The sequence below is a fragment of the Candidatus Palauibacter sp. genome (genome assembly GCF_965222475.1).
Taxonomy (GTDB): Bacteria; Gemmatimonadota; Gemmatimonadetes; order Palauibacterales; family Palauibacteraceae; genus Palauibacter.
On the sequence record NZ_CBDCUB010000007.1, the window covers coordinates 52,727 to 66,819 of the forward strand.

General features: G+C 68.0%; 11 protein-coding genes and 1 tRNA gene. 5 read left to right on the plus strand and 7 right to left on the minus strand.

The features are described from left to right. Window positions 1-120: 120 nt before the first annotated feature. From ACOQPP_RS12130 to ACOQPP_RS12160, 7 genes are all read right to left on the minus strand, one after another. Window positions 121-882, minus strand: a complete 762-nt coding sequence (locus ACOQPP_RS12130; protein WP_420636598.1) for a hypothetical protein — start codon at window positions 880-882, stop codon at window positions 121-123. 102 nt (window positions 883-984) lie between these two features. Further along, entirely contained in the window at window positions 985-1,929 is a 945-nt protein-coding gene (locus ACOQPP_RS12135; protein WP_420636599.1) for a M23 family metallopeptidase, read from the minus strand. Between the two features lie 234 nt (window positions 1,930-2,163). Beyond that, window positions 2,164-3,684, minus strand: coding sequence for a methionine--tRNA ligase (gene metG / locus ACOQPP_RS12140; protein ID WP_420636600.1), 1,521 nt, complete (start codon window positions 3,682-3,684; stop codon window positions 2,164-2,166). A 2-nt stretch (window positions 3,685-3,686) separates the two neighbouring features. Further along, complete coding sequence (locus tag ACOQPP_RS12145) at window positions 3,687-4,682, minus strand: PSP1 domain-containing protein (protein WP_420636601.1); 996 nt, start codon at window positions 4,680-4,682, stop codon at window positions 3,687-3,689. Between the two features lie 10 nt (window positions 4,683-4,692). Beyond that, window positions 4,693-5,640, minus strand: a complete 948-nt coding sequence (locus tag ACOQPP_RS12150; protein ID WP_420636602.1) for an acetyl-CoA carboxylase carboxyltransferase subunit alpha — start codon at window positions 5,638-5,640, stop codon at window positions 4,693-4,695. A 63-nt stretch (window positions 5,641-5,703) separates the two neighbouring features. Continuing rightward, window positions 5,704-9,234: a DNA polymerase III subunit alpha gene (gene dnaE, locus ACOQPP_RS12155; RefSeq protein WP_420636603.1), complete on the minus strand. Its 3,531-nt coding sequence runs from the start codon at window positions 9,232-9,234 to the stop codon at window positions 5,704-5,706. Window positions 9,235-9,257: 23 nt separating this feature from the next. Next, window positions 9,258-10,286 (minus strand): hypothetical protein, encoded by a 1,029-nt coding sequence (locus ACOQPP_RS12160; protein ID WP_420636604.1) that lies wholly within the window; start codon window positions 10,284-10,286, stop codon window positions 9,258-9,260. A 118-nt stretch (window positions 10,287-10,404) separates the two neighbouring features. Here ACOQPP_RS12160 and ACOQPP_RS12165 point away from each other — a divergent pair, with 118 nt between their 5' ends. From ACOQPP_RS12165 to ACOQPP_RS12185, 5 genes are all read left to right on the plus strand, one after another. Next, window positions 10,405-11,979 (plus strand): alkaline phosphatase D family protein, encoded by a 1,575-nt coding sequence (locus ACOQPP_RS12165; protein WP_420636605.1) that lies wholly within the window; start codon window positions 10,405-10,407, stop codon window positions 11,977-11,979. Between the two features lie 88 nt (window positions 11,980-12,067). Continuing rightward, window positions 12,068-12,142 (plus strand) — tRNA-Ile (locus ACOQPP_RS12170). Between the two features lie 537 nt (window positions 12,143-12,679). Beyond that, window positions 12,680-13,003: a hypothetical protein gene (locus tag ACOQPP_RS12175; RefSeq protein ID WP_420636606.1), complete on the plus strand. Its 324-nt coding sequence runs from the start codon at window positions 12,680-12,682 to the stop codon at window positions 13,001-13,003. After that, window positions 13,000-13,350 (plus strand): helix-turn-helix domain-containing protein, encoded by a 351-nt coding sequence (locus tag ACOQPP_RS12180; RefSeq protein WP_420636607.1) that lies wholly within the window; start codon window positions 13,000-13,002, stop codon window positions 13,348-13,350. Before ACOQPP_RS12175 ends, ACOQPP_RS12180 begins: the two co-directional genes overlap by 4 nt. A gap of 3 nt (window positions 13,351-13,353) precedes the next feature. Continuing rightward, window positions 13,354-13,836, plus strand: coding sequence for an ImmA/IrrE family metallo-endopeptidase (locus ACOQPP_RS12185; protein WP_420636608.1), 483 nt, complete (start codon window positions 13,354-13,356; stop codon window positions 13,834-13,836). The last annotated feature ends 257 nt before the right edge of the window (window positions 13,837-14,093 follow it).

The window sequence follows — 14,093 nt, forward strand, 5'->3', positions numbered from 1 at the left end:
GAGCGCACGAGACGCGCGGCGCCCGGTCGCGACGGGACCGGCGGGTCGTGACGAACCCCGCCGGCCACTCGCAGCGGGGCAGCGCGAGCTTCCCCGCCAAGTCTTTGGCCATGTCTCCGGCTAGCAGCGCTGACGGACGCCCTGGCGGAGTTCGGCGTTCCCGGACTGCAGACGCAGCGTGTCGGGCGAAGCCTCTTCCACCACGACGTTCCAGTAGAGTTCGCCCGCGGCGGTGTTCAGGCGGGCGTGGACCCACCACGGACCACCCGACGCCGCGGCGAAGGCCACGCCATCCGCGTCCGTCGTATCCGCCATCGCCTCGCGGCCGAGTGCCGCGAGGAGGTCGGCCTCCACGTCGCCGTACTCGGCGAAGGCCACCTCTTCCCAGGAGTCGATGACGATGCAGACGGAATCGATCCGTTGCTGGTTGGCCTGCTGCATCTCGTCGAAGTCGTCGAACGCCGCCTGGCGCCGGCGGTTCAGGGCCCGCTCCTCATCTTCCAGGTCCCCGAACTGGTCGAACAGTTCCAGGTATTCCCGACTGCGATCATCGAGGTCCTCGAGGCGCTCCGTGATCGTCCGCATTTCATCGCGGACGTTGTTCCAGTTCATCTCCGCCTGACTCCACATGTCCCGCAGTTCGCGCTCCGCCATCGACGCCTCCTCGAGATCCGCCGGGATCGGGGGCTCGGGCGTCGCGGCCTGCGAGGAGATGACCGCGAACAGGGAGTCGCGATCAAAGGGGAGGAACTGGACTTCGAGGTCATCGACCGGCGCGGCATCGGCGCCTTCCGCCAACACCTGCACGGTGATTCTGCCGCCACATGCGGTCAGCAGAGGGAGAGTCGCCAGCAGAGGGATCGCGAAACGCAACTTCGACATTCGATCAGGCTCCCGGTTCGAGTCTTCCAGAATGGTGACGACCGCGGTTCCCCACCCGCGAACGGATGGGGACCGCGGGCAGACGAATGTAAGGAGCTTCCGCTAGCGGCGGTAGCTGTCGTCGAGGAAAAAGCGGACGGGATTCAGGGCACGGTCGTGGCGCCGAACCTCGTAGTGAAGATTCGGCCCGGTGGCCTCACCGGTGTCGCTCACCTCGCCGATCACGTCCCCTCGGCGGACCTCGGCGCCCACCCGGACACCGACACGCCCCAGGTGCGCGTAGCGACTCTGATATCCGTCGCCGTGATCGATATCCACCACGCGCCCGTAGCCGCTCCGCGAGCCGGCGAAGGTGACCCGGCCGGCCCCCGTCGCCACGACGAGGCTGCCGAAATCGGCCGAGATGTCGACGGCGGTGTGCGGCCGGCGAAGGCCGAGCAGGGGGTGCAGGCGGCTGTGGCTGAACCCCGAGGAAATCCAGGAGTCCTCCGCGATCACCGGCCAGATGGACGGGATGCGCTGATATCGCTCGCGCATCGCTCCGACCGAGTCCGCCGCCTCGGCCAGACTGGCTCCGAGAAGGTCGGCTCTCCGCAGCAGCTGCTCGAGGTCGACCGCGATATCCCCCGCGGCGCGCGCGAGGGCGGGCGCGACCTCGAAGAACTCATCTTCCGCCGGGGCGCCGCCTCCGGGCCCTCCAACGCCCACCGAGTAGACGTCCGGATCGAGCAGCGGAAGGCCGGCGAGGAGCCGGAACCTCTGCTCTCGGGCGGAGAGATCGTCGAGCGCCTGGCCCAACTGGTCGCTCCGGCGCTCCATGGCCCTGAGGCTGCCGATGAGTTGCTGGTTCTCGGCCCGATAGCGGGCGAGGTTCTCGACGGCATCCCTTCGTCCCAGCACGCCGATGAAGAGGGCCGAGGCGAGGAAGACGAGCGTCGCCCCACCCCACAGGATGGCCTTGGCCGTGCGCTTCCTGAACCTGAAGGTCCGGGTGCGCCTGCTGCCCGCGGGCAGTATCTGAATCGTCCAGTAATACGGTTTCTTCAATCTTCCAGCCATGAGTCACAAGTCAAGTAGACGGCGACCCGGTGCCTCCGGTCCCACAGGGACACGGCGGCGTGGTCGGGTCGCCGGAAATTCGCCGCGAAACGTAACTGCGGTTATGCAGCCGCAGTACAGACCATTAAAGTTACTTGCGGGCGACGCCAAGGGCAAACTCGTTGCACCGTGTTACCGGATTCAACGGTGCTCGAATAGCCGAGATATTTCCGGGACGCGACACTATGGACGGGGGAACAGCACCGCCCCGGGCCGAACCGGCTCCAGAAGCCCCACCGCGTGTTCGAGGTCCGCGAATGGAGGTGGCGGCCCGGCTCCTCCCAGCGCATGCCAGAGTTCCGCGGCCTTGCGCGGGGTGAACGGGGCCAGCATCGAGGCGATGGCGCCCAGCGCCGCCATGAGTTGCGCCAATACGCCGTCGAGCACATCCGGGCTCGCCCCGGCCCGCTCGGCCTTGGCCAGCGCCCACGGCTTCGTCTCGTCCACGAACCCGTTCGCCGCGCGCACGACGTCGAAGGCGGCCCCCAGACCCCGGTGCAGCAGGTAGCCGTCCATTGCGGCGTGGTACTCCGAGAGGGCGAGCGACGCCTTCTCCGCGAGGTCTCCCCCCCGCAGCGGAGGCACGCCGCCGGTCCGATACCGGGAGACCATTGAAACGACGCGGTTGAGGAGGTTCCCGAGGTCGTTCGCCAGGTCCGTCGTGTAGCGCCGGTCGAACTGTTCGATGAAGGCCTCGGCGGACGGGAAGTCGCGGTCGCCGTCCCAGGGCACCTCCCGCAACAGGAAGTAGCGCAACGCGTCCGGACCGTGACGTTCGATGAGTTCGATGAGACCCAGTTCGGTTCCCGCCGACTTGGAGAGCTTGGCCCCGCCGATCTTCACGAAGCCGTGACCCCACACGCATCTCGCCGGTTCGACGCCCGCCGCCATCAGCATGGCGGGCCAGTAGACGCAGTGAAAGCGGGTGATGTCCTTGCCGATGATGTGGAGGTCCGCGGGCCACAACTTCTCGAACGCCTCGTCGTCCGGATAGCCGATCGCCGTGATGTAGTTCGAGAGCGCGTCGAACCATACGTAGACCGTATGGTCCTCGTCCGCCGGGAAGGGGATGCCCCAGCGGATCCGGGAGCGGGAGGCGGAGATATCGTCGAGGCCGGCCTCGAGCAGCCGCGTGATCTCGTTACGCCGCGTCCGGGGGCGCACCCGGCCGGGGTCGTCCCGCAGGCCGGCGAGCAGCGCGTCCCGGTAGGCGGAGAGCCGGAAGAACCAGTTGTCCTCTTCCGTCCATTCCACTTCGCGACCGGGGTGGAGCGGACACGCGCCGTCCGCGAGTTCTTCTTCCTTCTTGAACGCCTCGCACCCGGCGCAGTAGTACCCCTCGTACTTCGCGCGCCGGAAATCGCCGTTCGCGGCGATACGCTCCATGAGCGTCGTGAGCCCGCGGTGGTGGCGCGGCTCGGACGTACGGATGAAGTCGTCGTTCGAGAGTCCAAGGCGATCCCAGACCTCGAGAAAGGACTCCGCGATGCGGTCGACCCACGCCTGCGGGCTCGATCCGTTCTTCTCGGCCTCCCGCTGAACCTTCTGGCCGTGCTCGTCCATCCCGATGAGGAAGTGCACGTCGTCCCCGCGGGCGCGGCGATACCGGGCGATGACGTCGGCGCCGATCTTCTCGATCGCGTGCCCCAGATGCGGGTCGCCGTTCGAGTAGTCGATGGCTGTGGTGAGGTAGAACCGGGGCAAGGTCAGCGGTCCAGTTCGGCGCGGCGGGTGGCCCGCCTCTCCTCCCGGAGCTGGTCGAGAGGAATGGTGCGCACCTCGCCGTCGCCACCCTGAAGCGAGATGGTCTCACGGAAGATGTCCCAGGACTTCACACTCTCCCGCCCCTTCGCCGTACGGATCGTCCTGCCGACGGGCGGGAAACGCTTCTTCGCCTGCGCGTACACCGCGTGTTCGTAGCGCAGACAGTTCATGAGGCGCCCGCAGGCGCCCGAAATCTGGCTCGGATTGAGCGAGAGCCCCTGGTCCTTGGCGAGTTGGAGCGTCACCGGCTCGATCGAGGTGAGCCACGACCGGCAGCACAGCTCGCGGCGACACCGGCCGAGTCCGCCGAGGCGGCGCGCCTCATCCCGAACCCCGATCTGCCGGAGTTCGATCCTGGTTCGGAAGGAGCGCGCCATGTCCCGCACGAGCGCGCGAAAGTCGACCCTCTTCTCGGCCGTGAAGTACACGGTGAGCTTGTTGCGGTCCCACTGCCACTCGGCCTCGCTCACCTTCATGCGGAGCCGGTGCTTCCCCACGAGTTCCCGCGTGCGCCTCCGCACCTCGAGTTCCTGGTCGCGAAGCTGCAGGAGCCGCAGCACATCGGCGGGCGCCGCGCGGCGAATGACCCGGCGGGAGGGCGGCGGCACGTGCCGGACGCCCACATGGTCGCAGCCGCCCTCGCACGCGAGGTCCTCGGAGGCCGCGGCCCGCTTCACCAAACCGATGTCCTGTCCTCGATCGGCCGCCACGACGACGTATTCCCGCTCCGCCAGCGGTCGAACCCCGGTGAAGGAGAAAAAGTCCGAGCGCAGGCCCTTGAACTGCACTTCCAGGATCTGGCCCGGCGCTCCCGCCGGCGGACCCGGCGCGGGGACGGACCCCGGCGCCGGGCGCGGCGCGGAGGCGGGGGCGGCCGGCGGTCGCGCGGAGTGCGGGGGGCGGGGCCGCGCGGGGCGCGGTCGTCTGTCCTCCCTCATGTCTCCCCCCTCAGTTCTCTTCCCACACGCCCATGCCGTAGTACTTCTCACGCCGCGCCTCGACGAGTTCGCGCCCGTCCATCTTCGAGAGTTCCCGCAGGTGGCGCCGGATCGCGGCGCCCATCGCTTCCACGGCGGCGGCCGGGTCGGTGTGCGCCCCGCCTCGGGGCTCCGGGATGACCTGATCCACGACATCCAGATCCTGAAGATCGCCGGCCGTGAGCCTGAGCGCTTCCGCCGCCTGGTCGGCGTGGTCCCGGCTCCGCCACAGGATCGCGGCGCACCCCTCGGGCGAGATCACCGAATAGATCGCGTTCTCCATCATCAGCACCCGGTCCGCCACGCCGATCCCCAGCGCGCCGCCCGAGCCGCCCTCGCCGATCACACAGCTCACGATGGGAACGCGGAGGCCGGCCATCACGGCCAGGTTCCTCGCGATCGCTTCGGCCTGGCCCCGCTCCTCGGCGCCGACGCCGGGATACGCGCCCTGCGTGTCGATGAAGGTGACGACGGGGCGGCCGAACTTCTCCGCCAGTTCCATGAGGCGCTTCGCCTTCCGGTACCCCTCGGGGTGCGGAGAACCGAAGTTGCGCCGCAGGTTCTCCTTCATCTCCCGGCCCTTCTGATGGCCGATCACCATCACCGAGCCACCGCCGAGCCTGAGCCAGCCCCCGACGATCGCGGGGTCGTCGCGGAAGGCGCGGTCGCCTCTCAGCTCGAAGAAATCGGTTCCGGTCCCGTCGATGTAGTCGAGGGAGAAGGGCCGGTCCTGGTTGCGGGCGAGCTTGACGCGATCGAAGCGGGAGAGCCGGGCCATCGCCTCATCGTGCGCGGCGGCGAGCTGGGCCTCCAGCGGCTTCAGCTCGGCGCTGACGTCGATGCCGCGCTCCCTGGCCTTGTTCCGAAGCTCCTCGACGTGGCCGCGGAGCTCGGCCAGCCCTTCCTGTTCTGTCGACATACGCGACCGTCCTTCGTCCGGGGGCGGCGCCACTCGCGGGGGACGCGGACAAGGTGGCCCCGGTCAGCGACTCCGGACCAGCTTCACCCCGCTGCCCAGCAGCGCCCGCAGTTCCTCGACCAGCGCGGCGGTCGGCGAGACCCGCAGCGTTCCGGACTCGAATCGGGGCGGGCTCGCCTCCTCGCCCCCCTCGACCGGCCCGCCGTCGACCGGCTCCGTTCCGCTCTCGTCGCGCCGGGCGACCGCCCTCCACTCCAGGTACAGGGGGCCCCGTCCCCGAGAGGCCTCCAGCAGTTCCCGGGCCCTGTCGAACGCACCCGGCTCGGGCGGCTCATCCTCGCGGAGTTCGATCAGGATCCCCACCTGTCCCTCATCCCGCACGTCCGCCAGGGGTCGCACGGAATCGAGGAAGATGGGCGGATCCTCGTCATCTCGCGAGTTGCCCGACACCGTGCCCGTGATGAGGACGGGCCGGTCATCGGTCAGAAGGCCGCGATTCTTCTGCCAGATGTCCCCGAAGGCGAGGGTCGTCGCCGTGCCGTGGAAATCCTCGATCGTGAGGCGGGCCCACTCGCGTCCGTCCCTGCGCGCGGTGCGAACCGACGCTTCCGTGATCACGCACGGGATCTCGACGGTGCGGTCGCGGTGCTCGGGCAGACTCGTCGTCCTGGCCTCGACGGCGTAGAGCTCGACGAGATCCCGGTAGCGTTCCAGCGGGTGTCCGGAAATGTAGAACCCGAGGCGCTCCTTCTCCTCCCGAAGCCGGTTGCGCTCGCTCCACGCCGGCACCGCCGGAAGCTCTACGGACGGGCGCGCGGCGTCGGCGTCTTCTCCGAACAGACTGGTCTGGCCGCTCTCGGCCTCCTGCCGCCGGAGTTGCGCCTCGTTCATCATGACGTCCAGCCCCTCGACGAGCGCCGCCCGGTCGCCGAGGTCGTCCACCGCGCCCGCTCCGATCAGGGCCTGGATCACGCGCGAGTTGTTGAGGCGGAGGTCGATTCGCTCGAGAAAGTCCATGAAGCTCTCGAACGGGGCCTCCCCGCGCGCGGCCCGGATCGACTGGATCGCGGAGTGCCCCACACCCTTGATCGCTCCCAGCCCGAAGCGAATCGCCGATTTCCCGGCGTCGTCGGGGTCGTCGACCACGGTGAAGCGATAGCCGGATTCCTTCACCGATGGGGGAAGGACGCGGATCCCGAGCAGTCGGGACGCCCCGATGTAGGACACGACCGCGTCCGTGCTTCCGATCTCGGACGAGAGCAGGCCGGCCATGAACTCGGCCGGGTAATGCGCCTTCAGCCATGCGGTCCGGTAGGAGAGGAGCGCGTATGCGACGCTGTGCGCCTTGTTGAAGCCGTAGCGGCCGAAGGTCCGGATGAGTTCGGCGATCTCGCGGGCCTTCGCCTTCGCCACGCCCCGCCCGGCCGCGCGCGCGACGAACTCGCCCAGCACCCGGTCCGTGAGTTCCGCGTCCTTCTTTCCCACCGCCTTCCTGAGGACATCGGCTTCGGCGAGCGTGAACCCGGCCAGCAGGTTCGCGGCGCGCATCACCTGCTCCTGATAGGTGATGACCCCGTACGTCGGCTCGAGGATCTCCTCGAGGTCCGGGTGAGGGTATTCGACCTCCTCGAGTCCGCGTTTGCGGGCGATGTAGACGTCCGTCATCCCCGAATCGAGCGGACCGGGGCGGATGAGCGCGTTGACCGCGACGAGGTCGTCGAACCGGTCGCAGCGCATGGCGCGCAGCTTGTCGGTCGCGAGGCTGGACTCGAACTGGAAGACGCCGCTCGTACGGCCGGCGGCGAGCATCCCGTACACCGCGGGGTCCTCGAGCCCGATCTCCTCCCAGTCGACCCGGCGGCCGTGCCGCTCCTCGACGTTTCGCGCCGCGTCGGCGATCACGGTCAGCGTGCGCAGGCCCAGGAAGTCCATCTTGAGCAGGCCAGCCTTCTCGAGCGCGTTCATGTCGAACTGCGTGATCACGGTGTCCGCGCTGGTGCGGGTGTCCGAGTAGACCGGCACGTAGTCGTCGAGCGGCCCGGGCGCGATCACGACGCCGGCCGCGTGCACCGAACTGTGACGCGACAGTCCCTCGATCCGCTCGGCGTAGTCGAGCAGCTTCGCGACCTGCGGATCCTCCCGGTCGAGTTCGGCGAGTTCCCCCACCTTCTTCCTCGCCTGGGACACGGTGAGCGAGAAGCCCGGACTCGACGGGACGAGCTTCGCGAGCCGGTCCGTGTCGGAGGGAGAGAAGCCGAGCACGCGGCCGACGTCCCTGATCACCGCCCGCGCCTTCATGGTCCCGAACGTGATGATCTGGCCGACGGAGGCCTGGCCGTACTTCTCGCGCACGTAGTCGATGACCTCGCCGCGCCGCTCGTAGCAGAAGTCGATGTCGATGTCCGGCATCGAGACGCGCTCGGGATTGAGGAAGCGCTCGAACAGGAGGTCGAATTCGAGCGGATCCACGTCGGTGATCCCGAGCGCGTAGCAGATGATCGAGCCCGCCGCGGACCCTCGGCCGGGTCCCACCGGAATCCCCCGCTCGCGCGCCGCCACGATGAAGTCCCACACGATGAGCAGGTATCCCGCGTACCCTGTGTTCTCGATCACCTCCAGTTCGTACCCGAGACGCTCGCGGACCGGATCGGGCAGAGGATCGCCGTAGCGCGCCTTCGCCCCCTCGGTCGCCTGGTGGCGCAGCAGCTCCATCGGATCGGAGAAGCGGTCCGGGAGGGGGAAGGTCGGCAACCGGTACTGCTTCTCGACCCTCACCTCGCAGCGTTCCGCGATGCGGACCGTCTCGGAGAGCAGGCCCGGCAGGTCGGGGAACAGTTCGGCCATCTCCTCGGCCGTCTTGAAGTAGCTCTCCTCGCCGTGGAAGCGGAGCCGGTCGGGATCGTCCTTGTCCTTCCCCGTCCCGATGCAGAGGAGGGTGTCGTGGACGTCCGCGTCCTCGCGCCGCATGTAGTGGGCGTCGTTCGTCAGCACGAGAGGGAGCCCGAGTTCCTCGGAGAGCTGGATGATGCCCCGGTTCACCTGGTCCTGCTTCGGGATCCCGTGGTCCTGCAGTTCGAGCCAGTACCGGTCGCTGAACACGCGGGCGTGCCACTCCGCGGTGCGTTTCGCGTCGTCGTAGCGCTCGTGCTGGAGGTAGCGGGCGACCTCCCCGGCGAGACACGCGGACAGACAGATGAGGCCCTCGGCGTGCTCCTCGAGGACGGCGTGATCGACCCGCGGCCGGTGGTAGAAGCCCTCCGTGTAGCCGATCGACGAGAGCTTGATGAGGTTCGAGTAACCGGTCCGGTTCTCGGCGAGCAGGATGAGGTGCGCGTAGTTGGCGGGGGCGCCCGGTTCCATCTTGCGGGCGCGCCGGTCGCCGTACGCGACGTAGGCTTCGCAACCGATGATCGGCGTGATGCCCTTCGCGCGGGCCTTCTCCTGGAACTCCCAGGCGCCGAACAGGTTGCCGTGGTCGGTGAGGGCGAGCGCGGGCATGCCGAGCGCGACCGCCCGGTCGACCAGATCGTCGATCCGGTTCGCGCCGTCGAGGAGCGAGTACTCGCTGTGCGTGTGAAGATGAACGAACTGCATGTATGCGGTCTGTCGCGTTCCGGCTATCCGCCGGTCACGCAGCGGAACGACCCGAGGATTTGCTGCAGCTGCAGCATGTACTCGTATTTCGGCCGGTTCGGCGAGTAGAGCCAGGCATCGACGAAGTACGTGCGCGCCGGGCAGTCGACCAGCCAGACGGTGAACGGTCCGGCCGCGGGGAAGTCGCCGGCTTCATCCTGCCAGATGCCGGTCACTTCCAGAGCCGGGTGGCCCTCCCACAGGAAGCCGACCACGCTCGAACTCGTGTCGTCGATCCGCTGCGGGACGTTGTAGTGCGTGCCATCGAACTCGGCGCGCCACTCGAGCGCCAGTTCCTTCGTCAGCGAATCGGCGCCGGGGCGCCACGCGACGAGGACCGAACGGATGAGTTCGCTGGGGTCGGGGTTGTCGTTGCGGAGGATGACGAGGCTGTCCCCGCCTCCCAGGTCCCGCGCGACCCGGTCGTACACCTCGGGCACCTGGATGGAGAACCCGAACCTGCGTCCGAGATCGGCGGCGAGCGCGGTATCCGGGGGCGTCGCGAACATCCTGCGCAGCACGTATCGGCGGTAGCTCGTGTCCACCGCGTGGAGCACCGAGGGCAGCGCCGCGATCCAGGACTCGGCCTCGCGCCCGCTGCGGAGCAGTACCGCGGTCACGGTCTGGCCCAGCGCCCACACGTCCCGCGTCTGGAAGACCCGGCCCGGTTCCAGCGCCGCGAGATCGTGGTCCGCGGCGGACGCCGCCTCCATGAGGAGCGGGTCGTCCTCCGTCCCGAACACGAGCACGTTGCGGAAGAGGATCAGATCGACCGCGCTCGGGTGCCCGGGATCGACCGAACTGACCTCGTACTGCTTCTCGTCACGGGTCGTGAAGATCGTCGGCTCGAGGACCGCCCGCGTCTCCTCCTCCACCTGCTGCCAGAGCGACTCGGAGCCGAAGATGATGAGGCTGTTCGCCTCTCCGAAGGCCGTCTGCTTGCTGCATCCGGAGAGGCCGAGGAGAGTGGCCGAGAGAAGCGCCGCGCAGGTGCCGAAGGGATGAATTCGCATGCGGTGGAAGCTAGACCGCGGCGCGGGGGTCGGCAAACGGAGTCGGCGCGTCTTGACACCCGGTGCCCGGGCCGCCTAAGCAGTTCGTGCAATGGCAGAACGAACGTTCGATTCCGGGATGAACACGCGGCGCGACTTTGTCGCCGCCTGGTCGCGGGCGGCGGCCCTCTGCGCGCTGGCGCCGCTTCCCTTCGCGCAGTTCGGCCCGGGGGCCCGCGCGGGCGGCGACCGCATCGTCACGCGCTCCGGCCGCTCCGCTTCGGCGGACCGCTTTCCGTTCGGGCTCGGCGTCGCGTCGGGCGAACCCGCGGCCGATGGGGTCGTCCTGTGGACGCGCCTGCTCGACCTGCCCGGCGATCCCGGCGCCGCGACCCCGGTGCGCTGGGAGGTCGCGGCGGACGACGCCTTCCGCACCGTGGTGCGCCGCGGCGAGGCGGCCGCGCTGGCGGAACTCGGCCACTCCGTTCACGTGGAGGTCGAGGGGCTGGAGCCCGAACGCGACTACTGGTACCGCTTCCACGCGGCGGGGGCGACGAGCCCCGTCGGCCGCACGCACACGGCCCCCACCCCCGGGACCCTGCCGGACCGCTTCAATTTCGTCTTCGTGTCGTGCCAGCATTACGAGCGCGGCTGGTACACCGGCTTCCGCCACATGGCGGCCGAGTCACCGTCGCTCGTCGTGCACCTCGGCGACTACATCTACGAGAGCGGACCGGGCATCAGGAACGACCTCGTGCGCCGCCACGACACGGAGGAACCGCGCACGCTCGAGGACTACCGGGCACGCTACGCCCTCTACAAGCGGGACCCCGATCTCCAGGCCGCACACGCGGCCGCCCCCTGGGTCTTCACCCCCGACGACCACGAGGTGGACAACGACTGGGCCGGCGAGCACAACACGGAACAGATGAACCGGGAAGCGTTCCTCGCCCGTCGGACGGCCGCCTTCCAGGCCATGTACGAGCACCTCCCCCTGCGGCGCACGTCCCTGCCCGTCGGCCCCGACGCGCAACTCTACCGCCGCCTCGACTTCGGCTCGCTCATGCGGCTTCACGTGCTGGACACCCGGCAATACCGCACCCTCCAGCCCTGCGGAGGCCGCCGCCAGCCGCCCTGCGCCGAGCAACACGCCGAGGGCGCCACCATCCTCGGAAGCCAACAGGCCGACTGGCTGCTCGACGGACTCGACCGGTCACCCGCCCACTACAACGTCCTCGCCAACCAGGTCTTCATGGCCCGACTCCTCGAGGGCGAAGAGGAACTCACCCTCCCCATGGACAAGTGGGACGGCTACCCCGCCGACCGCGACCGCCTCATGACCTTCCTCCACGACCGCCGCCCCTCGAACCCCATCGTCCTCACCGGCGACCTCCACACCAACTGGGTCAACGACCTCAAACTCGATTTCGACCGCGCGGACTCTCCGACCGTCGGAACCGAATTCGCCGGAACGTCCATAAGCTCCAGCGGAGACGGCGCCGACACCGGCCCCCAGGGCGACAACGCCCTCGGCCACAACCCCCACATCAAGTTCTTCAACGCCCAACGCGGCTACGTCCGCTGCAGCCTGTCCCCCACCCGGCTCCGCGCCGACTTCCGGGTCATGCCCTACGTCACCCGCCCCGACGCCCCCATCGCGACGCGCGCGAGCTACGTAGTAGAGAACGGAATCCCCGGCGCCCAGGAAACTTGAACGCGCCGCGCGGTGTCCTTAGGATGGAGCCCTCCCGGCGCCCGACCCTCCGTCTCGAACGAAGCGGTCGCGCGCCGGTCGTCTTCGGGGGCCCGTAGCTCAGCCTGGTTAGAGCGCACGCCTGATAAGCGTGAGGTCGGTGGTTCAACTCCACCCGGGCCCACTCAATCTCCTACCGGATCCGAGCCTCGCCCCAGCCCCGATCCTCGACCGACCTCACGGACGATCAAGTCGCAAGGTGGTTCAACCGAGCGCCCCGCTGGGCGCGAGCTCGGTGAAGCAGCGGCCCCGCCAGGGGACGGTGCTTCACCAACTCTACCCGGGCCCTCTCTCCCGCCGGCTCCGATCTTCGCCAAGCGCTCCGACCTGCAGCGACCTCACGACCGATGAGCCACTCAAGCGGTTCAACCAAGTTCCCTTCTGAGTGCGAGCCGGTGAGGCAGCGGCCCTGCAAGGGACGGTGCTTCGCCAACTCCACCCGCGCCCACTCTCCCCGCCGGCTCTGATCTTCGCCAAGTGCTCCGGAGCGAACGCTCTTGGACGAGCTCCTCAAGGGTGAACGGGCGGACGATCGTGCACGAGTCGGTGAGCGAGATGCAGGCGGACCTGGACCGTCTGTAAATCGGACAGCGAACTCAGGATCTGTTTGATTTTCCGACATATATGTGTTACCGTTGGCATCGGATAAGGAGAGAATTCGATGCCCGCAGGAACACACGCGTTGACAAGGAGGCCCCCGCCCGCCTTTCCGGCTGAAGAGATAGAACGTCACCTTCGGATTGAACTGGAGAAGATTGCGGCTGACGCCGCCGTCATGCGTCCAGAGTGGGAGCCGCTCCTCGATTCGCAGCGCGTCGTCGGGACCGTGCTGGTGCTTGAGGATTTGCTGCCAGCGTGTAAGATCCCGCCCGACAAGGTAGTTCGGAAAGGAGGGTACAACAGCGTGGACGAAGCGATCAACGACATGCTCGGCCGAATTAAGCGCGTGGTAGCCGCTCTTAACAGGTCCAAGGTGCTGAGATGAAAAATGATGACGATCGGAAGGTTCTGAGCGAACGGCTAAGGGAGGCGAGGGAATACCTTGGGTTCTCGCAGGAGGACGTCGCCGGCTACTTGGAGATCCCCCGGTCTGCGCTTTCGCTCATGGAGAGGGGCCAGCGCAAGGTGGACGCTTTGGAGCTGAAGAAGCTAGCCGGACTCTATAAGCGATCGGTGGGTTACTTCACCGGTGAGGGGGCTGACAAGGAGTCGTTTGGTGCAGACGTCGCCCATTTGGCCCGCAAAGCCTCGCAGTTGTCGCCAGAGGATCGTGAAGAGCTAACGCGGTTCGCTGATTTTCTGCGGGTGCGCAAGGAGCAACAGGAGGAGTGACTCATGGCGCGCCGTAAAGACATCCTGAACGCCGTCTATGAGGCGGAGCGGCTCCACAAAGAGTTCGACTCGAGAGCACGCGCCGACGCGGGTGAAGGCCGAATCGACGTCTTTGCCATGCTGGTAGAGCGAGATATCCCTGTGATGTTTCAGCCACTCAAGAACCTACTCGGCGCATTCGTGGATACCCCGGACGAGGGTATCATGGTGACCTCGCAACGCCCCCTTCCCGTCCAGCGATTCACGGCGGCGCACGAACTTGGTCACAGCACTCTCGGTCACGAGGCGAGCTTCGATGGGGAGGAAGTTCTTACCCGTGCGCTCTTCTCAGGAGAGGGGCTCTACGACCGGCGAGAGATTCAGGCCAACGCGTTCGCGACCCAACTGCTCACCCCATCTTGGCTCCTCGCGCACCATATGCGGCGGCAGGGCTGGACGCGGGACAACCTGACCGATCCGGTCGTCGTCTACCAACTCTCACTGTGAGGTGGTCTTACTTCGTTGGACAGTCCGAGGGCAAAGTTAAGGTGGATTCCGAGTGGTTGTGAGAGCCCTCGGGAGCCTTCTCCGTGTGTTCTCTCGGGGTGGATGCTCCACCCATGGGTCCTCCCCCGGCAGGGGAGGGACAGGTTCCAAAATGAACCCCGGCCGGCGGGAGGGGAACCCGGTCGGCGACGGGGGCTTGGCCGCGGGCGGAACGAGGTGCGCGGCATGGGGAGATCCCAGGCTTCTCCCGCGCCCCG

Excerpts from the sequence above, each read along its gene's own strand:
- ACOQPP_RS12130 (WP_420636598.1), bottom strand. The coding sequence starts at position 882 with ATGTCGAAGTTGCGTTTCGCGATCCCTCTGCTGGCGACTCTCCCTCTG.
- ACOQPP_RS12145 (WP_420636601.1), bottom strand. The coding sequence starts at position 4,682 with ATGAGGGAGGACAGACGACCGCGCCCCGCGCGGCCCCGCCCCCCGCAC.
- ACOQPP_RS12150 (WP_420636602.1), bottom strand. The coding sequence starts at position 5,640 with ATGTCGACAGAACAGGAAGGGCTGGCCGAGCTCCGCGGCCACGTCGAG.
- dnaE (WP_420636603.1), bottom strand. The coding sequence starts at position 9,234 with ATGCAGTTCGTTCATCTTCACACGCACAGCGAGTACTCGCTCCTCGAC.
- ACOQPP_RS12160 (WP_420636604.1), bottom strand. The coding sequence starts at position 10,286 with ATGCGAATTCATCCCTTCGGCACCTGCGCGGCGCTTCTCTCGGCCACT.
- ACOQPP_RS12165 (WP_420636605.1), top strand. The coding sequence starts at position 10,405 with ATGAACACGCGGCGCGACTTTGTCGCCGCCTGGTCGCGGGCGGCGGCC.
- ACOQPP_RS12175 (WP_420636606.1), top strand. The coding sequence starts at position 12,680 with ATGCCCGCAGGAACACACGCGTTGACAAGGAGGCCCCCGCCCGCCTTT.
- ACOQPP_RS12180 (WP_420636607.1), top strand. The coding sequence starts at position 13,000 with ATGAAAAATGATGACGATCGGAAGGTTCTGAGCGAACGGCTAAGGGAG.
- ACOQPP_RS12185 (WP_420636608.1), top strand. The coding sequence starts at position 13,354 with ATGGCGCGCCGTAAAGACATCCTGAACGCCGTCTATGAGGCGGAGCGG.